At 64.7% G+C, this 23,113-nt stretch carries 20 protein-coding genes; 8 read left to right on the forward strand and 12 right to left on the reverse strand.

Features of this window, described 5'->3' with window-relative positions:
* The first annotated feature begins 216 nt into the window (after nt 1–216).
* Both J5M67_RS18185 and J5M67_RS18190 read left to right on the forward strand, forming a co-directional pair.
* Entirely contained in the window at nt 217–498 is a 282-nt protein-coding gene (locus J5M67_RS18185; RefSeq protein ID WP_207886736.1) for an accessory factor UbiK family protein, read from the forward strand.
* 40 nt (nt 499–538) lie between these two features.
* Entirely contained in the window at nt 539–2,029 is a 1,491-nt protein-coding gene (locus tag J5M67_RS18190) for a YifB family Mg chelatase-like AAA ATPase (RefSeq protein ID WP_207886737.1), read from the forward strand.
* Here J5M67_RS18190 and J5M67_RS18195 read toward each other — a convergent pair.
* Both J5M67_RS18195 and J5M67_RS18200 read right to left on the reverse strand, forming a co-directional pair.
* The gene (locus tag J5M67_RS18195) at nt 2,026–2,517 is read right to left on the reverse strand and encodes a RidA family protein (RefSeq protein ID WP_207886738.1); all 492 of its coding nucleotides are present in this window, start codon (nt 2,515–2,517) and stop codon (nt 2,026–2,028) included. The genes J5M67_RS18190 and J5M67_RS18195 overlap by 4 nt on opposite strands.
* A gap of 28 nt (nt 2,518–2,545) precedes the next feature.
* Entirely contained in the window at nt 2,546–2,776 is a 231-nt protein-coding gene (locus J5M67_RS18200) for a DUF1127 domain-containing protein (protein ID WP_207886739.1), read from the reverse strand.
* A 185-nt stretch (nt 2,777–2,961) separates the two neighbouring features.
* Here J5M67_RS18200 and J5M67_RS18205 point away from each other — a divergent pair, with 185 nt between their 5' ends.
* The 3 genes from J5M67_RS18205 to J5M67_RS18215 all read left to right on the forward strand — a co-directional run bounded on the left by J5M67_RS18205 (nt 2,962) and on the right by J5M67_RS18215 (nt 6,882).
* Nucleotides 2,962–4,410, forward strand: a complete 1,449-nt coding sequence (locus tag J5M67_RS18205; protein ID WP_207886740.1) for a PLP-dependent aminotransferase family protein — start codon at nt 2,962–2,964, stop codon at nt 4,408–4,410.
* Nucleotides 4,411–4,507: 97 nt separating this feature from the next.
* Nucleotides 4,508–5,311, forward strand: coding sequence for a TlpA disulfide reductase family protein (locus J5M67_RS18210; protein ID WP_207886741.1), 804 nt, complete (start codon nt 4,508–4,510; stop codon nt 5,309–5,311).
* A 533-nt stretch (nt 5,312–5,844) separates the two neighbouring features.
* A complete protein-coding gene (locus tag J5M67_RS18215) occupies nt 5,845–6,882 on the forward strand; it encodes a hypothetical protein (RefSeq protein ID WP_207886742.1) in 1,038 nt (345 codons plus the stop codon).
* A gap of 217 nt (nt 6,883–7,099) precedes the next feature.
* On the opposite strand, the gene J5M67_RS18220 is transcribed toward J5M67_RS18215, so the two are convergent.
* From J5M67_RS18220 to J5M67_RS18230, 3 genes are all read right to left on the reverse strand, one after another.
* The gene (locus J5M67_RS18220) at nt 7,100–7,699 is read right to left on the reverse strand and encodes a hypothetical protein (protein ID WP_207886743.1); all 600 of its coding nucleotides are present in this window, start codon (nt 7,697–7,699) and stop codon (nt 7,100–7,102) included.
* Nucleotides 7,700–8,103: 404 nt separating this feature from the next.
* Nucleotides 8,104–9,162, reverse strand: coding sequence for a haloacid dehalogenase-like hydrolase (locus J5M67_RS18225; RefSeq protein ID WP_207886744.1), 1,059 nt, complete (start codon nt 9,160–9,162; stop codon nt 8,104–8,106).
* 161 nt (nt 9,163–9,323) lie between these two features.
* Nucleotides 9,324–10,244, reverse strand: coding sequence for a LysR substrate-binding domain-containing protein (locus tag J5M67_RS18230; RefSeq protein WP_207886797.1), 921 nt, complete (start codon nt 10,242–10,244; stop codon nt 9,324–9,326).
* A gap of 148 nt (nt 10,245–10,392) precedes the next feature.
* On the opposite strand from J5M67_RS18230, the gene J5M67_RS18235 reads away from it, so the two are divergent.
* Nucleotides 10,393–11,784 (forward strand): NorM family multidrug efflux MATE transporter, encoded by a 1,392-nt coding sequence (locus tag J5M67_RS18235; RefSeq protein WP_207886745.1) that lies wholly within the window; start codon nt 10,393–10,395, stop codon nt 11,782–11,784.
* Here J5M67_RS18235 and J5M67_RS18240 read toward each other — a convergent pair.
* On the reverse strand, nt 11,774–13,453 hold the full coding sequence (locus J5M67_RS18240) for an EAL domain-containing protein (RefSeq protein WP_207886746.1): 1,680 nt from the start codon (nt 13,451–13,453) through the stop codon (nt 11,774–11,776). The two genes, J5M67_RS18235 and J5M67_RS18240, sit on opposite strands and share 11 nt — an antisense overlap.
* A gap of 287 nt (nt 13,454–13,740) precedes the next feature.
* On the opposite strand from J5M67_RS18240, the gene rep reads away from it, so the two are divergent.
* Both rep and J5M67_RS18250 read left to right on the forward strand, forming a co-directional pair.
* Nucleotides 13,741–15,750, forward strand: coding sequence for a DNA helicase Rep (gene rep, locus J5M67_RS18245; RefSeq protein WP_207886747.1), 2,010 nt, complete (start codon nt 13,741–13,743; stop codon nt 15,748–15,750).
* 285 nt (nt 15,751–16,035) lie between these two features.
* On the forward strand, nt 16,036–16,611 hold the full coding sequence (locus tag J5M67_RS18250; RefSeq protein ID WP_207886748.1) for a xanthine phosphoribosyltransferase: 576 nt from the start codon (nt 16,036–16,038) through the stop codon (nt 16,609–16,611).
* Nucleotides 16,612–16,686: 75 nt separating this feature from the next.
* Here the strand turns inward: J5M67_RS18250 and J5M67_RS18255 are convergent, their stop codons facing one another.
* From J5M67_RS18255 to dadA, 6 genes are all read right to left on the reverse strand, one after another.
* On the reverse strand, nt 16,687–18,528 hold the full coding sequence (locus J5M67_RS18255) for an acetyl-CoA hydrolase/transferase C-terminal domain-containing protein (RefSeq protein ID WP_368735941.1): 1,842 nt from the start codon (nt 18,526–18,528) through the stop codon (nt 16,687–16,689).
* Between the two features lie 183 nt (nt 18,529–18,711).
* Nucleotides 18,712–19,140: a cytochrome c5 family protein gene (locus J5M67_RS18260; protein WP_347881004.1), complete on the reverse strand. Its 429-nt coding sequence runs from the start codon at nt 19,138–19,140 to the stop codon at nt 18,712–18,714.
* Between the two features lie 172 nt (nt 19,141–19,312).
* On the reverse strand, nt 19,313–19,861 hold the full coding sequence (locus J5M67_RS18265) for a cupin domain-containing protein (protein ID WP_207886750.1): 549 nt from the start codon (nt 19,859–19,861) through the stop codon (nt 19,313–19,315).
* A 164-nt stretch (nt 19,862–20,025) separates the two neighbouring features.
* The gene (gene alr, locus J5M67_RS18270; protein WP_207886751.1) at nt 20,026–21,105 is read right to left on the reverse strand and encodes an alanine racemase; all 1,080 of its coding nucleotides are present in this window, start codon (nt 21,103–21,105) and stop codon (nt 20,026–20,028) included.
* Nucleotides 21,106–21,193: 88 nt separating this feature from the next.
* Nucleotides 21,194–21,547 (reverse strand): RidA family protein, encoded by a 354-nt coding sequence (locus tag J5M67_RS18275; RefSeq protein WP_207886752.1) that lies wholly within the window; start codon nt 21,545–21,547, stop codon nt 21,194–21,196.
* A complete protein-coding gene (dadA, locus tag J5M67_RS18280) occupies nt 21,522–22,817 on the reverse strand; it encodes a D-amino acid dehydrogenase (protein WP_207886753.1) in 1,296 nt (431 codons plus the stop codon). The genes J5M67_RS18275 and dadA overlap by 26 nt, the downstream gene beginning before the upstream one ends.
* Between the last annotated feature and the right edge of the window lie 296 nt (nt 22,818–23,113).

Below are 23,113 nucleotides of genomic sequence, written 5' to 3' on the forward strand. Positions count from 1 at the left end.
CAAAGCATGAACCTTGCCAGCTCGGTGAAAAGCCCGTGGTTTCAGCCACTTGCTGGAATCACGGGAGTTCTGGCCAGTCGCCAGCCCGCTCCGGCCGCACCGAAAGCGCGCACGTGCAGCGGGCATACTGCTCAAAAAGCGTGCAATCCCCCGCGCCGCTGCCGGTGTCGGCTGCGTGATAGACTGCGCTCTGATTCAATCCGGAACCCATGAACCATGCTGCCGCCCAAAGCCCTCCTCGATGCTATCAGCCAACAAGCCGGACGCCTGTTCGGTGGCGAATCGCCCCTGCCGAAGGCCGAGCTGGAAGCCCAGTTCAAGGTTCTGATGCAGAGCGCCTTCAGCAAGCTCGACCTGGTCAGCCGTGACGAGTTCGACAGCCAGATGGTGGTGCTCGCCCGCACCCGCGCCCGCCTCGAGGCCCTGGAAGCCAAGGTCGCGGAAATGGAAGCCAAGCTCTCGCCGCCCGCCGACACCCCGGCCGAACCAGCCGAATAAATCCCCTCCGGCGGGGCGGCATGCGATCAAGGAGTGATCCATGTCCCTCGCCATCGTCCACAGCCGCGCCCAGGTTGGCGTCGAAGCGCCCGGCGTCACCGTCGAGGCGCACCTGGCCAACGGCCTGCCGTCGCTGACCCTGGTCGGCCTGCCCGAAGGCGCCGTAAAGGAGAGCAAGGATCGCGTACGCAGCGCCCTGCTCAATGCCGGCTTCGACTTCCCCGCCCGTCGCATCACGCTCAACCTCGCCCCGGCCGACCTGCCGAAGGACGGCGGGCGCTTCGACCTCGCCATCGCCCTGGGCATCCTCGCCGCCAGCGGGCAGCTTGCCGATGCGAGCGGCCTGGATGATCTGGAATGCCTGGGCGAACTGGCGCTCTCCGGCACCCTGCGCCCGGTCCCCGGCGTCTTGCCCGCAGCCCTGGCCGCCCGCGCCGCCGGACGGGCGCTGGTGGTACCGAGGGAGAATGCCGAGGAAGCCAGCCTCGCCAGCGGGCTGACGGTCTATGCGGTCGGCCATCTGCTGGAGCTGGCCGCGCACTTCAGCGGCCAGGAGCGTCTGCGCCCCTACGAGGCGAACGGCCTGCTGCGCAGCACGCCGCCCTACCCCGATCTCGCCGAAGTGCAGGGCCAGGCCGCCGCCAAGCGTGCCCTGCTGGTGGCCGCCGCGGGGGCGCACAACCTGCTGCTCAGCGGCCCGCCCGGCACCGGCAAGACGCTGCTGGCCAGCCGTCTGCCGGGCCTGATGCCGCCGCTGGACGAGGACGAAGCCTTGCAGGTGGCAGCCATCCACTCCGTCGCCGGACGCGGCCCGCTGACCCACTGGCCACAGCGTCCCTTCCGCCAGCCGCACCATACGGCGTCGGCGCCAGCATTGGTCGGTGGTGGCAGTCGCCCGCAGCCGGGCGAGATCACCCTGGCCCACGAAGGCGTACTGTTCCTCGATGAGCTGCCGGAATTCGATCGAAAAGTGCTGGAGGTCCTGCGCGAGCCACTCGAAGGCGGCGAGATCGTCATTGCCCGCGCCAACGGCCGGGTCCGCTTCCCGGCGCGCTTCCAGCTGGTGGCGGCGATGAACCCCTGCCCGTGCGGCTATCTCGGCGACCCCAGCGGCCGCTGCCGCTGCACGCCGGAGCAGATCCAGCGCTACCGCGCCAAGCTCTCCGGGCCGCTGCTGGACCGCATCGATCTGCACCTGACCGTCAGCCGCGAGAGCACCAGCCTTGCGCCCAATGGCCCCAGCACCAGCAGCGCCGAGCTGGCGGTGCAGGTCGCCGCCGCGCGCCAGCGCCAGCTGGACCGGCAGGGCTGCGCGAATGCCTTCCTCGACCTGAAGAAGATGCACCAATACTGTGCGCTGAGCCCGGAAGACCAGGCCTGGCTGGAGAAGGCCGGCGAGCGCCTGAACCTGTCACTGCGCGCCCTGCACCGGATTCTCAAGGTGGCGCGCACCCTGGCCGACCTGCAGCAGGCACAGGCCATCGGCCGGGCGCACCTGGCTGAAGCCTTGCAGTACCGCGCGGGGCACTAGCCCTCGGCAACGGCAACGGCAACGGCAACGAGATTCAGCTCGACCGTCGCATTCTTCGGCAGCTGATAGACACCAACGGAGGTGCGCGTGTGCACGCCGGCATCGCCCAGCACTTCGTACAGCACAGCAGATGCCGCATCGGCCACCTCGCTCTGTTGCGTGAAGTTCTCGGCTGACTGCACGAACACATTGAGTTGCAGCACCTTGCGGACGCGTTCGAGATCGCCCAGCGCCTGCCGCAGCAACGCCAGCGCCCGCATCACGCAGACCTTGGCGGCGAGCTGAGCGTCGGCCAATGACGCATCGCCGCCCGCCCGGCCGGTGACGACGACCTCGTTACCCACGCGAGGAATCTGCCCGCTGACATGCACCTGGTTTCCCTCGATCAGGAACGGCACATAATTTCCGCCGATCCTGATCTCGCCCCCGAAGTCGTAGCCGAGTTCGCGGGCGATCCGTTCAAACGCGACAGCGCGCGTATCGCTCATAAGTACTCCCTGAATGCTCAGTTGGTGATCAGCAGCGCCAGAACGGTCGCATCGCTTCGAGCTTCGCCTGCTCGCGGCTGATGCCGATATCGCGAAGCTGCTCGTCACTGAGCTCCAGCAATTGCTTGCGGGTGCGCACGCGACGCCAGAACTGCTGCCAGCGGCTTTCCTGCGGGCCGCACGGAATCACGCGAGCCTCGGGAAGGCCCAGCAGTTCCTGTTGGTAAAGGGTCAGGCGCACATCGCTCATGCCGGTCATGTCGTCGTCCTCCACGTTCGGGTTCACCGGATGTGGGACTAGCCTGACGAATCGGCAAAAATCATTACAGATTCAACACCTGTGAATTTTCTCCATACAGAAGGACGCGAAAAACCTCTGAATGGCGTATTTTTGTTCGATCTGTACTGCACTCATCCAGCCACGCCCGATTCTGGAGATCTGTCATGAAGCGCTATGCGCAGCTCGCCGCCACGCTTGGCGAACGCATCGAGCAGGGGTTGTATCGCCCCGGCGACCGCCTGCCCTCGGTGCGTGCGTTGAGCGAGGAGCATGGCGTCAGCATCAGCACGGTGCAGCAGGCCTATCGCGTGCTGGAAGATTCGGGATTGGTGGAGCCGCGGCCAAAGTCCGGTTACTTCGTGCCCGAACGCCGCCACCTGCCGCCGTTGCCGGCCATGACCCGGCCGGCGCAACGACCGGTGGACGTCTCGCAATGGGACCAGGTGCTGGAACAGGTACGGCGCGCGCCCGGCAGCGACTTCATCCAGCTCGGGCGCGGTACGCCGGATATCTCCAGCCCCTCGCTCAAACCGCTGCAGCGCGCCATGGTCCATGCCGCCCGGCGCACCGACATGCACAGCCTCGGCTACGAAGGCATCCAGGGTTCATTGGATCTGCGCGAGCAGATCGCCCGGCTGATGCTCGATTCCGGCTGCCAGGTGCCGCCCAGCGAGATCGTCGTCACCACCGGTTGCCAGGAGGCGCTGGCGATCACCCTGCGCGCCATCTGCCAGCCAGGGGACATCGTCGCCATCGACTCGCCGAGCTTCCACGGCGCCATGCAGGCGCTCAAGGCGTACGGCCTGAAGGCGCTGGAAATCCCCACCGACCCGGTCAACGGCGTCAGCCTGGAGGCGCTGGAGCTGGCCATGGAACAGTGGCCGGTGAAGCTGATCCTGCTCACCCCCAACTGCAACAACCCGCTGGGCTACATCATGCCCGACGCGCGCAAGCGCGCCCTGCTGTCCCTGGCAGCGCGCTACGACGTGCCGATCCTGGAAGACGACGTCTACGGCGAGCTGGCCTATGCCTTCCCCCGCCCACGCAGCATCAAGTCCTTCGACGCCGACGACCGCGTGCTGCTCGCCAGCTCCTTCTCCAAGACCGTGGCGCCGGGCCTGCGTACCGGCTGGGTGGTGCCGGGGCGCTACCTGGACCGCATCCTGCACTTCAAGTACATCGCCAGCGGCACCTGCGCGCCGCAGCCGCAGATGGCCCTGGCCGAGTTCGTCGGCGGCGGCCACTACGAGCCGCACATCCGCCGGATGCGCGCCCAGTACCAGCGCCACCGCGACCTGATGACCGAATGGGTCGGCCGCTATTTCCCCGAAGGCACGCTGGCCAGTCGGCCGCGCGGCGGTTTCATGCTCTGGGTGGAGATGGACGAGCAGTTCGACAGCGTGCGGCTCAACCAGGAGCTGCGCCGCGACAACGTGCAGGTGGCGGCGGGCAACATCTTTTCCGCCTCCGGCAAGTACCGCAATTGCATCCGCATGAACTACTCCAGCCGCGACCTGGCGCGCATCGAGGACGCCGTGCGCAAGGTCGGCGCCTGCGCCACCCGGCTGACCGCCGAGCGCCGCGCGCAGGACGAGGAACTGCTGCCGGCCTGAGGGGAAACATTTATCCACAGCCTGGCGCTGCCGCGCGGCGCCAGGCTGCTGTACCTTCCCTTCCTTCTGCAAGGCACTTCGATTCAAGGCGCTCGCGTTGACCAGTCTCACCCTCGGCTCCCTGGCCATTCCCCTGCCCCACGTGCTGCTCTACCTCGGCTTCTTCGTCGCGCTCTTCGCCGGCTGGCTGGTCGGACACAAGCGTGGCGCCAACCCCGAGGGGGCGTTGTTCAGCATGCTCCTTGGCGGCCTGCTGGTGGCGCGGCTGGCCTTCGTCGCCCGCTACGCCGAGCAGTACGCCGCCACGCCGCTGGGCATCGTGGATATCCGCGACGGAGGCTTCCTCGCCCTGCCGGGCATCCTGGCGGCGGCGCTGATCGGTGGGCTGCTGGCCTGGCGCAAGGTCGCGCTGCGCCGGCCATTGGCGGTGGCTGCGGTGGTCGGTGCCTGCGTCTGGGGCGGCGGCAATGCCGTGGTTTCGGCGCTGGACCGCAGCCAGCAGATTCCCGCACTGACGGTGCAGGACCTGCGCGGCCAGCCGGTGGACCTGCGCACCCTGGATGGCCGGCCGCTGGTGGTCAATCTCTGGGCCAGCTGGTGCCCACCCTGCCGGCGCGAGATGCCCGTGCTGGAGGCCGCGCAGCGGCAACGCAGCGACGTGCGCTTCCTGCTGGTCAACCAGGGCGAGTCCGCCGAGGCAGTGCAGCGCTTCCTCCGCGACCAGGGCCTGAGCGAGGCGGCGGTGCTGCTCGACAGCGGAAACCACCTGGGCCAGGCCACCGGCGCCTACGGCATGCCCACCACACTGTTCTACGACGCCCAGGGCCGCCTGAAGCACAGCCAGATGGGCGAACTTTCCGCCGCCAGCCTGGAGTACGGGCTGGGGCGGCTCAAGGACTGATTTCCCCCCGCATTTCGGCGGGCGCACCTGACCTTGTCCTGCCCTTCAACTTTGCCTGCCTAGTCGATCCCAACGCGTGCTGTGCTCCCGAATGAATCAGGCCCGAGTTAACTCGATGTGCGCAATAGTAGTTAGTTTCAACTTCTATTTCGCGGACACCACCCACTCAAAAAGAACAAATGAAATACTTACCCCCCAATTAAATCTGGATAAAAATTCACCAACAATCAAAAAGAAATTCAAGACCAAATACACCAAACACAGAATTTAAACATTCAAAACATTAATCTTGAAATTACATATTCATACACTCATAGACAATCCACCGACGAATACGGAGCCTCTTGAAGAGCGGGCTCAAAAAACCCAGAAAAGTCGGAACCTTCCAAGGAAAATTCCTAGCCATTATTAGCCCACTCATTCTCCATCAGGCCACTCAGTATGATTTACGCAGCATCAATTCACTGATGACTTGCCGTACCTGCGAATGCTCGCAAACGGCACCTTCGCATACATCTGAATGGAGATTCAAAATGGGTCTGCTCAGCAAGCTAGGTTTTGGAAACAGCGTACAAAGCACCAGTTCAACCACGATAAATCTCAACCTGAACGTTGCGACCAAGGCAACGGAGGTTTCTATCGGAAGTGCCGTAGATAAATCCGTTGGCTCGGCACAACTGGGCATGGTCGTAAAGACACAAGACACGACCGGAAAAACCCTTGATCTCGCGGTGAACTCACTACTGAACAAGACTTCGACCGGTATCCTTGGCAAAACTGATCTGAGTGTTGCCACGCAAACAGACGCCAAGACATCCACTTCGGTATTCAGCAGCGTTTTTGACGCCAGTAAGAGTGGCCTTGCCGGTCAGGTGAATCTGGGTGTCAAGGCACAGGACGGCCTGAACAAATCTCTCGATTTCGCTGCCAACTCGATCTTCGGCGCCAACAAGGATGGCGCTACTGGCAAGACCGACCTGGGTCTGGCCATCCAGAACGGCACCAAGACCGCTACCGCCCTTTTCGACGGCATCGCCGCGATTGGCAAGGACGGTGCTGCGGGTCAAGCAGACCTGGGCGTCAAGGTTCAGGACGGCCTGAGCAAGGCCTTCGACTTCGCCAACAGCTCGGTCTTCGAGGCGAACAAGGATGGCGCTGCTGGCAAGACCGATCTGGGTCTGGCCATCCTGAACGGTACCAAGACAACTGCCGTACTGTTCAACAACATGTTCAGCGCAGACAGTCTCTCCTTTGTCGGCAAGACGGGCCTGGAGGCGCAGAGCCAGGACCCGCTGAGCAAATTCAACTTTGCTGGCGCATCTCTGTTTGCCGCTGACAATACGGGTGCAGCAGCACAGACTGATATCGGCATGCTCGTTCAGAACGCACAGAAACTTGCCACACTCAAAGTCTCGGATCTGCTGCAAGTGGGTCAGGAAGCCATCGAGTTCTCAGGCAACCACGCACTGAATGTGAGTGGCACCGAGGGTAATGTGCATCTGCCTCTGTTCAGCAACGCAGCGGAGATTCACTCCATCCTGCCCTTGCAGCACGAGACAGCCTTGGTCTAAAGCATAGTGATGCGTCGCCACCGCGACATGGTCATTACATGGAAAATGCACAAGCGCCCGGCATGAACCGCCGGGCGCTTGTGTTTTCGCGATAGCCGACAGAACGAGTCAGATGGCCACGCTTAGCTCCCTCAGCCAACCAGGATTACGGACTGGACAGCTCGAGGATGCGGCGGACAGCAGCAGCGCAGCCAGCAGGACAGCGGGGCCAAGCAACTCATCCCGTGAGGCAAACCAGCCGGTGAAGCCAACCAGCGCAAGTACAGGCATATGCGGCAGATACAAGGCGTAGGCCCAGTGTCCCAAGGCCACCGAACAGATCCACGCTCAGCCAGCTGTAACCCAGGATGACCAGGCACAAGGAACCGAGCAGGCCGAGGTAGCGGTAGCACGTACTGCAGAGCAGGTAGACCAGTGGCGCCAGCGCGAAGAACGCCACCCCTATCGGCAGGCTCCAGTACACATGCTTGAAGACCACCTCACCTTCCACCTTGTAGGCGCCGGTAAACCAGAACAGCGCAGCGACCTCGTCCAGGCGCGCCTGCGCACTCGGCCAAAAGAGGTAGAGGCAGAACAGGATCGACAGGTAATACAGCGGCACCACCCGCAGGATTCGATTGACGTAGTAGCAGTGCAGATCGGTCAGCGAACCGACATCGTAGCGGCGACGGGCAAAGCCCTGGGTGATGAGAAAGCCGCTCAGGCAGAAGAACCGCAGCATCGGCACATAACCAAAGGGCCGCCACAGCCATTCGAAGCCGGTCAGCCCGGGCTCCTGGTAAAGGGAGAGTGGGTAATGCCGAAAGACCACCGCCACCGCGCAGCATGAGTAGGTAATCGAATGCCTGGGGAGCGTTTCGAAGGCTCACCGGAAGACTGTTCGCGTAAGAAGTGATCGACTCGACGGCGAGGCAGGTTATGCGATGAGACGAAAGACATTGGCCGTGATTCGTGCCAGAAGTGTCTGGCAGTTTGTTCAAAATCCTAGGAAAACGCTTAGCTGATGCAACAGTCGATTACAGGACCTGCAAGTGAAGCACGGTGCCAGCTCCACGCCGTCCCACGTACGCTACCGAGCGTCGTAGGACGCATAACCTGGAACAGGTTATCCGCCCTACCAGAGCGCAGGCTGCTCTTGTGCAGAAGCGGACTTCATCCGCGACGAGCCCCGCGCAAAGGGGGATCGCGGACGGAGTCCACTCCTGCGAAAGCAGAGCGGGGTTACTGGATATCTTCAGGCTTCACGATCACCCAGTTCTTGTCGGCGGTGACCGTCTGGCCCAGCTTGGCCTGGGTCTCGGCGTTCTTCTTGATCATGCCGTTGAGCTGGTCCATGTACTTGGGCTTGCGATTGACCCACAGGTGGATGCCGTTGTCGGCAGTCCCGTTGAACAGCATGTAGCCGTCGCTGCTGGGGGTGTCGCCGCCGACCAGGATCGGGCGCTTCCACTGGTCGATGTAGGTGAGGATCGCGGCCTGCTTGCCGGCCATCCAGGTCGCCGGAGTCCACAGGTAGGGCGTGACTTCCAGGTCCAGGTTGGCCTTGGGATCGTACTTGCCGGCGGTGATCTGCTTGCGTGCGGTGGTCAGCTCGCCGCTCTTGCGGTCCTTGAGCAGGGTGGTGACGCCGATGACGTTCTCCGGCTTCACGTTGTAGCCGTACTTCGGATCGGAGGCGACCATGCGCACCAGCTCTTCATGGGCGGCGGTCATCACGTAGACCTCGATGCCGTTCTCCATCAGCTTGTTGTACAGCTCGGTCTGGCCGGTGAAGACCTTGGGCGGGTTGATCTCGATGGTCTTGACCGCATCACCTTCGTAATAGGTGCTGGGGATCGGCTTGCCGTAGGCCATCAGCTCGTCGACGTAGCCCTTGAGTTCCTTGAGGGTGAAGCCGGAGAACACCTGGGCGACCCAGGGGTAGCAGACCATGTCGTCGATTTCGCAGAGCCGGTAGTAGTAGCTGTTGAGGCTCTCCTTGTGACCGTTCACGTCCTTGAACGGGATCAGCTTGAGCGAGGGGTCGAGCTTCTCGCGGGTCAGCAGGCCCTTCATTTCCAGGAAGGGCAGCAGCGACTCTTCCAGGTCGTAGCGGTAGCTGGTGTTGTCCATGTCGAAGACCGCGAAGGCGCCCTTGTTGGCGTTGGCGGCGATCAGGGCGTCGAGCTGTTTCGCGGCCGGCTCCGGCCAGTGCTTGAGCTCCGTGGCGGCGTTAGCGGTGGCGGCAACGGCGGTGCTGGCGAGAAGCAGGCTGGCGAGCAGAGTACGCATGGGCTTCATGGGGTTCCCCCGAGGTGGTCTTTTGGGTTGGGGAAAACCCGTTGCGGGCCCTCCCCTGGACTAGTCCACCACTGACCCTAGCAAAGCCTTGTTTCAACTCGGCTACCAAGGCCGACGTGAAACATCGTGTCCACGCCAGGACTTGTCTGTTCGCGGCAGCACTAGTCGAGAAGCGCCACCGGCGGCAATTGCATGGCCTGCACCTCGGCCAGGAGGAAGTCACGCAGCCGGCGCAGGCGTTCCTGCTGCCGGCGCGCGCGGGGCCAGACCAGGTAGTAGCTCTCGCCGCTGGCCACCGCGCTCGGCCAGGGCAGCGCCAGCCGGCCCTGGTTGGCGTCTTCGGCGACCATCACCAGGTCGCCGATGGACACGCCGTAGCCCCGCGTCGCGGCGACGATACCCAGTTCCAGGGTGTCGAAGACCTGCCCGCCCTTGAGCGAAACCTGCTCGCTCAGCCCCATGCGCTGCAGCCAGCGACGCCAGTCGCGGCGGTCCAGCGTGGGGTGCAGCAGTTCGGCGCCGGCCAGGCGCTCGGCGTCCCACGGGCCATCGTCGAGCAGCGCCGGCGAACCCACCGGAATCAGCCACTCGGGGAACAGCAGGGTGCCTTCCCAGTCCGGCGGGAAGTGCCCGGTACTGAGCAATACGGCGCAGTCGAAAGGCTCATTGAGAAAATCCACCTGGTCCACGTCCATCCAGGCGCTGGTCAGCTGCACCTCGATGTCGGTGTTGCGCATGCGGAAGTTGCTAAGCCGTGACAGCAGCCAGCGCATGGTCATGGTCGAGGGTGCCTTCAGGCGCAGCACGCCCTCTTCCGCCCGCAGGCTGGAACAGGCGCGCTCCAGCGAATCGAAGCCATCGCGCAGGCCGGGCAGCAGCAGGCGCGCCGGCTCGGTCAGTTCCAGTTGCCGGCCGCGCCGCTGGAACAGGCGGCAGGCGAAGTGCTCTTCCAATGTCTTGATGTGCCGGCTCACCGCACTCTGGGTGATCGCCAGCTCCTCGGCGGCACGGGTGAAGGACGCATGCCGGGCGGCGGCCTCGAAGGCACGCAGGGCATAGAGGGGCGGCAACTGGCGGTTCATGGCGGACTCCGGATTCATCCTGGCATGAGTATGACTCATGAATCGCATCGTTTTTTTCCTTTTGTGCCCGCCCGTACAGACACCAGAGAATGAGGCACTTTCCATTCGGAAGGCCCCGCTGCGGGCCGCCGCAGACTGAGCCTGACTCATGAAACGCCTGTACCGCGACGAACTCACCGCCATCCTCCGCCTGGCCGGCCCACTGATCGCCGCCCAGCTGGCCTACGTGGCCATGGTGTTCACCGACACCGTGATGATGGGCAAGCTCGGCCGCGAGGCGCTGGCCAGCGGCGGCCTGGGCGCGTCCAGCTACGCACTGATCTCGACCTTCTGCGTCGGCGTGGTGGCCGCCACCGGCAACCTGGTCGCGATCCGCCACGGCGCACGGGACAGCGCTGGAGTAGTCCAGGCGACCCAGGCCGGCCTGTGGATCGGCCTGGCGCTGTCACTGCTGGCGGGACTGCTGCTGTGGAACCTGGGACCGCTCCTGCTGACCTTCGGCCAGGCCCCGGAAACCGTCGCCGGGACGATGAGCTTCCTGCGCAGCATCGTCTTCGCGCTGCCCGGCTACATGATCTTCATGGTGCTGCGCGGCTTCACCAGCGCCATCGAGCGCAGCGGCCCGGTGATGGCGATCAGCGTGCTCGGCGCGCTGGCCAACTTCGCCCTGAACTACGCCTTCATCGAGGGCCTGTTCGGCCTGCCGCGCCTGGGGCTGGCGGGGATCGGCCTGGTCACCGCCGTGGTGATGAACGCGCTGCCGGTGATCCTTGCACTGTACCTGCGCTGGCACCCGGCTTACCGCGCCTACCCGCTGCTGCGCGGGCTGTCGCGGCCGGACTGGCGGGTGATCGGCGAGTCCCTGCGCCTGGGCCTGTCCATCGGCGGCACCTACGCGGTGGAGTCGGGGATGTTCACCGTGGCCACGCTCTGCATGGGCGCCATCGGCAGCACCGCGCTGGCCGCGCACCAGATCGCCATCCAGTCGGTGTACGTGGCCTTCATGGTGCCGGTGGGGATTTCCTATGCGGTGACGTTCCGCATCGGCCAGCACTACGGCGCCGGCCGGCTGGTCGACGCGCGTCGCGCCGGACGCCTGGGGATCGGCTTCGGCGCCGCCTGCATGTTCGCCTTCGCCGCGCTGTTCTGGCTGGCGCCGGGCCTGGTCATCGGCCTGTTCCTCGACCATGACGACCCGGCCAACCAGGAGGTGGTGCAACTGGCCGTCAGCCTGCTGGCGATCGCCGCCTGGTTCGAGCTGTTCGATGGCACCCAGAGCATCGCCATGGGCGCGATCCGCGGCCTGAAGGATGCGCGCACCACCTTCCTGGTCGGGCTGGCCGGTTATTGGCTGGTCGGGGTGCCGATGGCGTTGCTGCTGGCCTTCCCGCTCGGCTGGGGGCCCAGCGGCGTGTGGTGGGGGCTGGCCTCGGGGCTGGCGTGCGCGGCGATCGGTCTGTGCCTGGCGTTCGAGGCGAAGACGGCCCGGCTGTTGCGTCCACAGGCAACAAGCGCCGCCCCGGTGCCGGTCAGCTGTTGATCGAATCCTGCAGGCGCAGCGCGCGGGTACCGCCGAACACCAGGAAGCGCGCCAGCTCCGCCAGCGGCAGCGGTCGGCTGATCCCGTAGCCCTGGACCTGGTCGCAGCCGAACTGATTCAGCTGCTCCTGCTGCTCGGCGGTCTCGACGCCTTCGGCCACCACCTCGAGGTTGAGGTTGTGCGCCAGGTTGATCATGGCCCGCACCAGTTGCAGGCTTTCCGGGCTCTCGTGCATGTCGCCGACGAAACTCTTGTCGATCTTCAGCAGGGTGATCGGCAGGCTGCTGAGGTGCACGAAAGAGGAGAAGCCGGTGCCAAAGTCGTCCAGCGAGAAGCGCACGCCCAGCCGGCCGAGGACCTGCATGGTCTGCAGTACCTTGTCGCTGCGACGCATCACGGCGGTTTCGGTGAGTTCGAACTCCAGCCAGCGGGCATCCACGCCGCGCAGGCGGATCAGCCGCTCCAGGGTGGGCAGCAGCTGGCCGTCCTGGAACTGGCGGAACGACAGGTTGATCGCCATGTGCAGCGGCGGCAGGCCGCGTCCGCGCAGCCACTGCATGTCGCGCAGGGCGCGGGAGATCACCCAGTAGCCGAGCGGTACGATCAACCCGCTTTCCTCCGCCAGCGGCACGAAATCCCCCGGCGTCAGCAGACCGCGTTCGGGGTGACGCCAGCGCACCAGCGCTTCCAGCCCCACGATGCGGCCCGCCTTCAGGTCCAGGCGTGGCTGGTAGTGCAGCTCCAGCTCGTCGCGGCGCAGCGCCCGGCGCAGTTCGCTCTCAAGGTCCGCGAGGCTGCGCGCGCCACGGTTGATGCGCTCGTCGAACACATGGAAGGTGCAGCCCTGACGGGCCTTGGCCTGCTGCATGGCGATGTGTGCGTGCCACATCAGTGGGTCGGCGCCATCGCCGGCGTTGGCGTGGGCCATGCCCAGGCTGCAACCCAGCAGCAGGCTTTCACCCTCCACCCGGTAGGGCTCGCCAAGGACCTCGATGATGCGTTCGGCGACCCACTCCACCCGCGCCGGATCGCGGCGGGTATCCAGCAGCAGGGCGAATTCATCGCTGCCCAGGCGGGCGATGAGGTCGCCGTTGTCCAATTGCGCCTTGAGGCGGTCGACCACCTGCAGGATCAGCCGGTCGCCGCCCTGGTGGCCGAGGGCGTCGTTGACGTGGCGGAAGTTGTCCAGGTCCAGGTGTCCGAGCGCGAGACCATGGCCGCCGCACTCGTTCAGACGGGCGGCGAGCAGGGTCTGGAAGCCCTGGCGGTTGGCGATGCCGGTGAGCGGGTCCTGTTCGGCCAGGACCTGAAGCGTGCTCTGCAACGAGGCGCGCTCGCGCACGTAGCGTAGGCAGCGGCGCAGCACTTCGGTGTTGAGGCTCTCCGCGACCAGCCAGTCGGTGACCCCCATGGGTTCCTGCGCGGGCTCGCGTTCGAGCAGCAGGACCCGCGGCAGGTGGCACTGATGGGAAGATGGCAGCTTGTCGGGGGTGGCCAGGACCAGGCCGACCCGGCCTTCGTCGAACAGGCTGCTGGCGGCCTGCCAGGACGGCGCCGTGATCAGGGAATAGCCCTGTCCCAACGCGTCCAGATGTCCGCGAAGCAACTGGGCCCACTGCGGCGCTTCCGCCAGCAGGAGCAGGCGCGCTGGTTCAACCGACGCTACCACGCGACCCCCGTGTTCATGCGATGGAAGCAACCTGGCGCCATCCCTGTGCCCGTCCTTCCGGTTGTGAAGCCTTCGTCGCATCCGGCTCCCCGGGCACAAACGACACTTCAGAGAAACTCTTAAGAGTTTTCTTCAAGTATTGCTCACACAAGCCTAATACATGTACGGATTTATCCAAAACCAGGAAGCACGATCCCGTCACACTTCGTCGCTATTCCGAGCGGCACCCCGACGCCCGGCACGGCCTGCTAGAATACGCGCCCGCTTCGCTACAGACCCCGCCCTTCATGTCCCGACTCAATCCCCGGCAGCAAGAGGCCGTGAACTACGTCGGCGGCCCGCTCCTGGTGCTGGCCGGCGCCGGCTCCGGCAAGACCAGCGTGATCACCCGCAAGATCGCCTACCTCGTGCAGCAGTGCGGCATCCGCGCCCAGTACATCGTCGCCGTGACCTTCACCAACAAGGCCGCCCGCGAGATGAAGGAGCGCGTCAGCACCCTGCTGCGCCCCGGCGAGGGCAAGGGCCTGACCGTCTCGACCTTCCACAACCTGGGCCTGAACATCATCCGCAAGGAACACGCGGCCCTGGGCTACAAGCCCGGCTTCTCGATCTTCGACGAGAGCGATGTGAAGGCGCTGATGACCGACATCATGCAGAAGGAATATTCCGGCGATGACGGTCTGGACGAGATCAAGAACCTGATCGGCGGCTGGAAAAACGATCTGATCCTTCCGGAAGAGGCGCTGGAAAAGGCGCGCAACCCCAAGGAACAGACCGCCGCGATGGTCTACCTGCATTACCAGCGCACGCTCAAGGCGTACAACGCGGTGGACTTCGATGATCTCATCCTGCAGCCGGTGAAGCTGTTCCAGGAGCACCCGGAGATCCTCGACAAGTGGCGCAACCGCGTGCGCTACATGCTGGTGGACGAATACCAGGACACCAACGCCAGCCAGTACCTGCTGGTGAAGATGCTGGTGCAGCAGCGCGCGCACTTCACCGTGGTGGGCGACGACGACCAGTCGATCTACGCCTGGCGCGGCGCGCGCCCGGAAAACCTGATGCAGCTCAAGGAAGACTTCCCCTCGCTGAAGGTGGTGATGCTGGAGCAGAACTACCGCTCCACCAGCCGCATCCTCAAATGCGCCAACATCCTCATCGCCAACAACCCCCACGTGTTCGAGAAGCAGCTGTGGAGCGAGATGGGCGAAGGCGACCCGATCCGGGTGATCCGTTGCCGCAACGAAGAAGCCGAGGCCGAGCGGGTGGCGATGGAAATCCTCACCATCCACCTGAAGACGCAGCGGCCCTACAGCGAATTCGCCATCCTCTACCGGGGCAACTATCAGGCGAAGCTGATCGAGCTGAAACTTCAGCACCACCAGATTCCCTATCACCTGTCAGGCGGCACCAGCTTCTTCGGACGCCAGGAAGTGAAGGACCTGATGTCCTACTTCCGCCTGCTGGTGAACCCGGACGATGACAACGCCTTCCTCCGGGTGATCAACGTGCCGCGCCGGGAAATCGGCTCCACTACCCTGGAGAAGCTCGGCAACTACGCCACCGAGCGCGGCTGCTCGATGTTCAATGCCATCGAGGAGATGGGCCTGTCCGAACGCCTGGATGCCCGCTACGTCGAGCGCCTGCAACGCTTCAAGCGTTTCATCGACAAGGTCCGCGAGCAGTGCGCCGGCAATGACCCGATCGGCGCGCTGCGCAGCATGGTGATGGACATCGACTACGAGAACTGGCTGCGGCAGAACGCGTCCAGCGACAAGGTCGCCGATTTCCGCATGGGCAACGTCTGGTTCCTCATCGACGCGCTGAAGAACACCCTGGAGCGCGACGAAGAAGGCGACATGACCATCGAGCAGGCCATCGCCAAGCTGGTGCTGCGCGACATGCTGGAGCGCCAGCAGGAAGAGGAAGAAGGCGCCGACGGCGTGCAGATGATGACCCTGCACGCCTCCAAGGGGCTGGAATTCCCCTACGTGTTCATTCTCGGCGTGGAAGAGGAAATCCTCCCGCACCGCTCCAGCATCGAAGCCGACACCATCGAGGAAGAGCGGCGCCTGGCCTATGTGGGCATCACCCGGGCGAAGAAGAACCTGGCCATGACCTTCGCCGCCAAGCGCAAGCAGTACGGCGAGATCATCGACTGCTCGCCCAGCCGCTTCCTCGACGAGCTGCCGCCCGAGGACCTGGTCTGGGAAGGCCAGGAAGACGCGCCGCAGGAGGTCAAGGTGGCCAAGGGCAATTCCGCGCTGGCAGATATCCGGGCGATGCTCAAGCGCTGAGCCGGGTTTTTCCTACGGCGGATAACCCGTCCCGGGTTATTCGCCCTACGTCTATTGCGGGCTGGAGCGTAGGAGCGGACTCCATCCGCGATTGTCACCCGGCGGCCACCGGCCTACCGGCCGGATCGCGGATAAATCCGCTCCTACGTCGAGGTGTGCCTTTCCACCCATCGAAAAACTGTCCAATCGATCAGCAATTGCATTGGTCGGAACGTCGCGCAGAAGGCCACTGGCGTTGTAGAATTACGCGCTTCATCAGCGGCAGCCGCTCCGGAAGCACCCCCCGTGAACACTCTCAAAGACAAAATTCGCAGCGAAGGCATCGTTCTTTCCGAACAGGTCCTCAAGGTAGACGCCTTCCTCAACCACCAGATCGACCCGGCGCTGATGAAGCAGATCGGCCACGAGTTCGCCGAACGCTTCAAGAATCAGGGCATCACCAAGATCGTCACCATCGAAGCCTCGGGCATCGCCCCGGCGGTCATGGCCGGCCTCGAGCTGGGCATCCCGGTGATCTTCGCCCGCAAGTTCCAGTCGCTGACGCTGAAGAACGACCTGCTGATCTCCAAGGTCTTCTCCTTCACCAAGCAGACCGAAAGCACCATCGCCATCTCCGCCAAGCACCTGACCGCCGCCGACCATGTGCTGGTAATCGATGACTTCCTCGCCAACGGCCACGCCGCCAAGGCGCTGATCGACCTGATCCAGCAGGCAGGCGCCAGCATCGCCGGCCTGGGCATCGTCATCGAGAAGTCCTTCCAGGAAGGCCGCGCCCTGCTGGAAAGCGAAGGCTACCGCGTGGAATCCCTGGCCCGGGTGAAGTCCCTGGCGAGCGGCAAGGTCGAGTTCCTCGAGGACTGATCCCACGACTCCCTCTGTAGGAGCGGGCCATGCCCGCGATCGCGCGCATGGCGCGCTCCTACAGGGAGCGCCCCATCATGCATCGGGCTCCGCGCTGGCCTTCAGCCCCGCCAGCACGAGCCGCTGATACAACTCCTCCCGCATCCCGTCCGGCTTCGCCAGCCCCATCCGCTCCAGATGCACCGGGAAGGCCTCGGGCTCCGGCGCATCGAGTGTCGCCTTGCCCAGCTCGAGGATTTCGCTCAGGCGCAGCTTGCTCTTCAACCAGCCCAGCGCCCGCAGCAGGTCGCGCTCCTCCGCGGTGAAGTCGCAGCCCAGCGGGAACTCCGGCAGCAGCCGACGCAGTCCGCGAGTCGCTTCGCACAGGCGTTCCGGGGTGTTGTCGCGGTAGCGCGCGTCCAGCTCGAAATCCTTTGGCAGCTTGCCGGCGTCCTTCGCCTGGGCGATCAGCCCGTCCTGGAAGCGCGAGTCGGCGATGGACAGCATCGCCGCGATCACCTCAGCGTCGCTCTTGCCGCGCAGGTCGGCAATACCGTACTCGGTCACCACCATGTCGCGCAGGTGACGCGGGATGGTGGTGTGGCCATAGCTCCAGACGATGTTGGAGCTCAGCTCGCCCTCGGACTCGCGCCAGCTGCGCAGCATCAGGATGGAACGCCCGCCCTCCAGCTCATGGGCCTGGGCGACGAAGTTGTACTGTCCGCCAACGCCGCTGAGCACCCGGCCGTCTTCCAGCTGGTCGGCCACACCGGCGCCCAGCAGGGTGACGGTGAAGGCGCTGTTGATGAAGCGCGCATCGCGGCGCTGCTCGCGCTTGAGCGCCTCGTCGCGGTACAGGTTGTTGACGAAGCCGATGCCGGTCATGCCGATGCCTGCCCGTTCTTCATGGGGCATCTCGCGCAGGCGCTGGTAGAACGCCTGCGGCCCGAGGAAGAAACCGCCATGCAGCCACACGCCCGGCTCGGTCGGTGCCGCTCCAGGCCTTGCGGCCACCCGCCGTTTGAGCACCCCGGCCTCGGCCAGCGCCAGCAGGCCGGGCACGAACATTTCGCTGCAGCCGTACAGGCCCTTGGCGAAGGTGTCGGTGCCGCCATCCCGCTCGATCAGCCCGGCGTACCGTGTGCTGGTGTCGATGCGCTCCAGCAGTTCGCGGTACGCGGTGTTGTCACGTTGGCGGGTGAGCAGTGCCGAAGTGAGCGCGTCGCCCATCGCGCCGATGCCGATCTGCAGGGTGCCACCGTCGCGCACCAGGGTGCTGGCGTGCAGGCCGATACAGTGATCCTGCAACCCCACCGGCAGGTTGGGTGTGGAGAACAGCGTGCTGCTGTCACCCGGCGCATCGACCAGCAGGTCGAAGACGTCCTCGTCCACTTCGGCGTCGCCGGGCATGTAGGGCAGTTGGTCGTGGACCACGCCGATGGTGACGATGATCTCGCCCGCAGCGCGTCGGCGCTGCAGCATCGGCAGCAGGTCGAGGGTGATGTCCGGGTTGCAGGCCAGGCTCAGCTTGCCCGGCCGCGACGGATCACGGGCCACCAGTTGGGCGATGGCATTGACGCCCTTGGCGTTGATGTCCCGCGCGACGTGGCTGTAGTTGCAGCTGATGTAGTTCTGCTGCGCCGGTGCGCTGTCGAGCAGGCTGCCGGGCTGCAGGTAGAACTCCTCGACACGGATGTTCTCCGGCAGCGAGCCGTTGCGCAGGTCGTGCAGGTAGTCCAGTTCGGGGTAGTCGCCGTAGATGCGCTCGACGAAGGGCTCGAGGAAGCGCCGCTGCAATTCGCCGCCGGCCAGCGGGCGACCCAGGGACAGCGCGGTATAGAGCGTCAGCTGCCGGCGCGGGTTCTCGCGGATGTGCCGGTACAGTGCATTGGTCAACTGGTTGGGCTTGCCCAGACCCAGCGGCAGGCCGAGGCGGATGTGCCCCTCCAGGCGCTGGAGCAGTTGTTCGACGGCGCTATCGAGTGAGCAGGATTGCACGGGGTTTTCCCTCCTGGTTCGTCCACGACAGGAGTTTGGACCCTGTTTCGCCGCACAGTGCTCCGGCAAATCGCAGGCATGAAAAAGCCGCCCGGAGGCGGCTTTTTCGGCACAGGTCGGCGATTACAGGCCGGACATGTGGCGAATCGCGGCTTTCAACTCGTCATCGGTGCAGTCAGCGCAAGTGCCCTTCGGCGGCATGGCGTTGATGCCGGAGATGGCCTTGGCCAGCAGGCCGTCGAGGCCGCCCTGCTCTTTCGCGCGCTTGCCCCAGTCAGCCTTGTCGCCCACTTTCGGCGAGCCCAGCAGGCCGGTGCCGTGGCAGTTGGTGCAGACCTTGCCGACGATCTCTTCGCCCGAACGCGGAGCACCGCCGCCACCGGCCGAAGCCACGGCGCCAACGCCCGCGCATTCCTGACCCTGTACGCAGACTTTCCCCACTGGCTCGAGACGCTTGGCAATGGCGTCATCGTTGGTCGCGGCCTGAGCGCTTACTGCCCACAGGGCCAGCACGGCAGCTTGAGCTACCAGCATTTTTTTAATCAGGTTCACCCTTTCACCCTCATCGTGGCTTATCACGCCCGGTCGCGGTGCAGTCACAGTCTCGGGCCGCGCGAGCGGGCGCAAGTATAACGGCAAAGCCCGCTAGCTCGAAACAATTGCTCCACCTTGCCGGGTCTTGCGGCATTAGGTCGCAGCTGGTCTGGCCGGTCCTACCGGCTGTTCAAAAATTTGCCGGTGTGGTGGCACTGATCAGCCGCGCCGGGGCATCGAACGGATTGCGGAAGCGGTGGGGCTTGGTGCTGTCGAAATAGTAGCTGTCGCCGCGTTCGAGCACGAAGGTCTCGTCGCCGACGGTCAGCTCCAGTCGGCCTTCGACCAGCACGCCGGTCTCTTCGCCTTCGTGGGCGTACATGTCGTCGCCGGTGTCGGAGCCTGGCGGATAGGTCTCGTCGAGCAGGGTGATGGCGCGGCTGGGATAGTCCTTGCCGACCAGTTTCATGATGATCGAGCCGCTGGACAGGTCGCTGAGTTCGTCTGCCTTGTAGACCACCGGGGTGTTGCTGTTCTGCTCCAGGTCCAGGGAGAAGAACTCGACCAGAGACATCGGAATACCACCCAGCACTTTCTTCAGCGAGCTGATGGAGGGGCTGACGCTGTTCTTCTCGATCATCGAGATCGTGCTGTTGGTCACACCCGCCCGTTTGGCGAGTTCGCGCTGGGACAAACCTTTGAGCTTACGGATGGCTTGCAGACGAGCACCGACGTCCAAGGGCTGGGTCCTCCTTATTCTTGTGTTCAGGCAGGCTCTGAAAGGCAGAACCCGCCAACGGCTTGAGCCGAGCGGGTTCCAAGTGCCACGTATCATGGCAACACCGTTCAGTATTTACAACAGATCGGCTGTCGATCCTGCGCAAACTTTACGGACGGTCTCCGTCACTCGCCGCTATAGACCCGCGGCACGCGCTTGAGGTTGCAGAACAGCTGGTAGGGAATGCTGCCGCAGAGTGCGGCGAGCTCGCTGGCGGGAACGTTCGGCCCCCAGAGTTCGACGCGGCTGCCCAGGCCGGCAGTCGGCAGGTCGGTCAGATCGACGGTGAGCATGTCCATGGAGACGCGGCCGATGATGCGGCTCGGCTTGCCATCGATGAACACCGGGGTGCCGTCCGGCGCATGGCGCGGATAGCCGTCAGCGTAACCCATGGCGACCACGCCGACGCGCACCGGGCGGTCGGCGATGAAGCGTGCGCCGTAGCCCACCGGCTCGCCGGCCGGCAGTTCACGGATGCTGATGACCTTGGACTCCAGGGTCATCACCGGGCGCAGCTGGTCGGCCAGCGGGTGCGCCTGCTCGAACGGGGTGGCGCCATAGAGCATGATACCGGGGCGTACCCAGTCGCTGGGCACCTCGGACCAGCCGAGGATGCCGGGGGAGTTGCGCAGGCTGACTTCATGGCCCTGGCCAGCGGCTTCGCGCACGGCCTGGAAGGCGGCAACCTGCTCTTCGGTGCGCGGGCAGTCCAGCTCGTCGGCGCGGGCGAAGTGGCTCATCAGCACGACCTTGGCCACGTGCGGCAGCGCCTTCAGGCGCGCCAGGGCGGCGGCGTAGTCCTGCGGGAAGAAGCCGACGCGGTGCATGCCCGAGTCCATCTTCAGCCATACGGTCAGCGGCTTGCCCGGGCGGGCGCGCTCGATGGCTTCCAGTTGCCAGGCCGAGTGCACCACGCACCAGAAATCATGCGCCTCGATCAGCTCCAGCTCGCTGGCTTCGAAGAAGCCTTCCAGCAGCAGGATCGGCGCGCGGATGTCGGCTTCGCGCAGCTCCAGTGCCTCTTCGATGCAGGCCACGGCGAAACCGTCGGCCTCGCCTTCCAGCGCGCGGGCGCAGACCACCGCGCCATGACCGTAGGCATCGGCCTTGACCACCGCCAGCGCTCGGGCGCCGCTGACTTCACGGGCCAGACGGTAGTTGTGGCGCAGGGCGGCAAGATCGATCAGGGCACGGGCGGGACGCATGGCGAGACTCTCTTTTTAGGTTGAAACGAGACGCGGATAAAGCGAGCGAAAAAAACCCGGCGCTACGGCCGGGCCACGCAAAAAACAATCAGGGCAGTGCGGCGACGATGGAGATCTCGACGAGAATCTCCGGGTAGCACAGCGCCGCCTGGACGGTGGCGCGCGCCGGGGCGCAGCCCTGCGGGACCCACTGGTCCCAGACGCCGTTCATGCCGGCGAAGTCGGCGGCGACGTCCTTCAGGTAGATGGTTGCCAAAAGGATCCGCGACTTGTCGGTGCCGGCTTCATCGAGCAGGCGCTCGATGCTGGCCAGGACTTCGCGGGTCTGCTGTTCGACGCCGGCGGAGAGATCGTCTGCCACCTGGCCGGCGAGGTACACCGTGCCGTTGTGGGTGACGATCTGGCTCATCCGCTGGTTAGTGTGCAGGCGCAGGATGGCCATTCTGGGCCTCCGAGGCAGAGCCGTAGCGGGAAATGTCCAGACCTTCGGTGCTGATCTGCGGGCGCTTCTTCGCCATCAGGTCGGCGAGGTAGCGGCCCGAGCCGCACGCCATGGTCCAGCCGAGGGTGCCGTGGCCGGTGTTGAGGAACAGGTTGCGGTAGCGAGTGGCGCCGACGATCGGGGTGCCATCCGGGGTCGCCGGGCGCAGGCCGGTCCAGAACTCGGCCTTGCTGACGTCGCCGCCTTCCGGGTACAGGTCGGTGGTGATCATTTCCAGGGTGGCGCGGCGACGCGGGTTCAGCGACAGGTCGAAGCCGGCGATTTCCGCCATGCCGCCGACGCGGATGCGCTGGTCGAAACGGGTGATCGCGACCTTGTAGGTCTCGTCGAGGATGGTCGAGGTCGGCGCCATGTCCGGGTTGGTGATCGGCACGGTCAGCGAGTAACCCTTGAGCGGGTAGACCGGGGCGTCGATGCCCAGCGGCTTGAGCATCTGCGGCGAGTAGCTGCCCAGCGCCAGCACGTAGCGGTCGGCGGTGACCAGTTGGCCATCGACCCACACGCCGTTGATGCGGTCACCGGCGAAGTCCAGGCGCTGGATGTCCTGGCCGAAGCGGAATTCCACACCCAGGGCCTTGGCCATCTCGGCCAGCTTGGTGGTGAACATCTGGCAGTCGCCGGTCTGGTCGTTCGGCAGGCGCAGGGCGCCGACCAGCTTGTCGGCTACCTTGGCCAGGGCCGGCTCGACGCGGGCGATGCCGGCGCGGTCGAGCACTTCATAGGGGACGCCGGTGCTTTCCAGGACGGCGATGTCCTTGGCGGCGGAGTCCAGCTGGGCCTGGGTGCGGAACAGCTGGGTGGTGCCCAGGGAGCGGCCTTCGTAGGAAATGCCGGTCTCGGCGCGCAGTTCGTCGAGGCAGTCGCGGCTGTACTCGGACAGGCGCACCATGCGCTCCTTGTTCACCGCGTAGCTCTTGGCGTTGCAGTTGCGCAGCATCTGCCACATCCAGGTGTACTGGCTCGGGTCGCCGGTCAGCTTGATGGCCAGGGGGGCGTGGGTCTGCATCAGCCACTTCATGGCCTTGAGCGGGATGCCCGGGGCGGCCCAGGGCGAGGCATAGCCAGGGGAGACCTGGCCGGCGTTGGCGAAGCTGGTTTCCAGGGCCGGGCCAGGCTGACGGTCGACCACGACCACTTCGAAGCCGGCACGGGCGAGATAGTAAGCACTGGCGGTACCGATCACACCGCTGCCAAGCACCAGAACACGCATTCTTGCCTCCTACGCCGTATCAGGGACACGGACGTTTTTTATTCTGAACGTAGATGCGGGCAGTATAGGAAGGCAGCGTCAGAAATATTCACTATTTAAAAGTGTCTATTTGACGAAAAATCCTGGCAAAACGCCCTTTAGCGGAGGGACATCCACCAGGATCAGGGCATTTTCGCCCTAGACCGAATGGTCGAGGATCTGGCGAAAATTTCACCAGAACAGGAAGAAATATCGAACGGAGGTCGATCTACCGGAACTTCTCTCGCCAGGCATCCTGCCGGCACGATTTACCTGCC

It is taken from the genome of Pseudomonas sp. 30_B (assembly GCF_017491605.1).
GTDB lineage: Bacteria > Pseudomonadota > Gammaproteobacteria > Pseudomonadales > Pseudomonadaceae > Pseudomonas.

Excerpts from the sequence above, each read along its gene's own strand:
- J5M67_RS18185 (WP_207886736.1), top strand. The coding sequence starts at position 217 with ATGCTGCCGCCCAAAGCCCTCCTCGATGCTATCAGCCAACAAGCCGGA.
- J5M67_RS18190 (WP_207886737.1), top strand. The coding sequence starts at position 539 with ATGTCCCTCGCCATCGTCCACAGCCGCGCCCAGGTTGGCGTCGAAGCG.
- J5M67_RS18195 (WP_207886738.1), bottom strand. The coding sequence starts at position 2,517 with ATGAGCGATACGCGCGCTGTCGCGTTTGAACGGATCGCCCGCGAACTC.
- J5M67_RS18200 (WP_207886739.1), bottom strand. The coding sequence starts at position 2,776 with ATGACCGGCATGAGCGATGTGCGCCTGACCCTTTACCAACAGGAACTG.
- J5M67_RS18205 (WP_207886740.1), top strand. The coding sequence starts at position 2,962 with ATGAAGCGCTATGCGCAGCTCGCCGCCACGCTTGGCGAACGCATCGAG.
- J5M67_RS18215 (WP_207886742.1), top strand. The coding sequence starts at position 5,845 with ATGGGTCTGCTCAGCAAGCTAGGTTTTGGAAACAGCGTACAAAGCACC.
- J5M67_RS18225 (WP_207886744.1), bottom strand. The coding sequence starts at position 9,162 with ATGAAGCCCATGCGTACTCTGCTCGCCAGCCTGCTTCTCGCCAGCACC.
- J5M67_RS18230 (WP_207886797.1), bottom strand. The coding sequence starts at position 10,244 with ATGAACCGCCAGTTGCCGCCCCTCTATGCCCTGCGTGCCTTCGAGGCC.
- J5M67_RS18235 (WP_207886745.1), top strand. The coding sequence starts at position 10,393 with ATGAAACGCCTGTACCGCGACGAACTCACCGCCATCCTCCGCCTGGCC.
- rep (WP_207886747.1), top strand. The coding sequence starts at position 13,741 with ATGTCCCGACTCAATCCCCGGCAGCAAGAGGCCGTGAACTACGTCGGC.
- alr (WP_207886751.1), bottom strand. The coding sequence starts at position 21,105 with ATGCGTCCCGCCCGTGCCCTGATCGATCTTGCCGCCCTGCGCCACAAC.
- J5M67_RS18275 (WP_207886752.1), bottom strand. The coding sequence starts at position 21,547 with ATGGCCATCCTGCGCCTGCACACTAACCAGCGGATGAGCCAGATCGTC.
- dadA (WP_207886753.1), bottom strand. The coding sequence starts at position 22,817 with ATGCGTGTTCTGGTGCTTGGCAGCGGTGTGATCGGTACCGCCAGTGCT.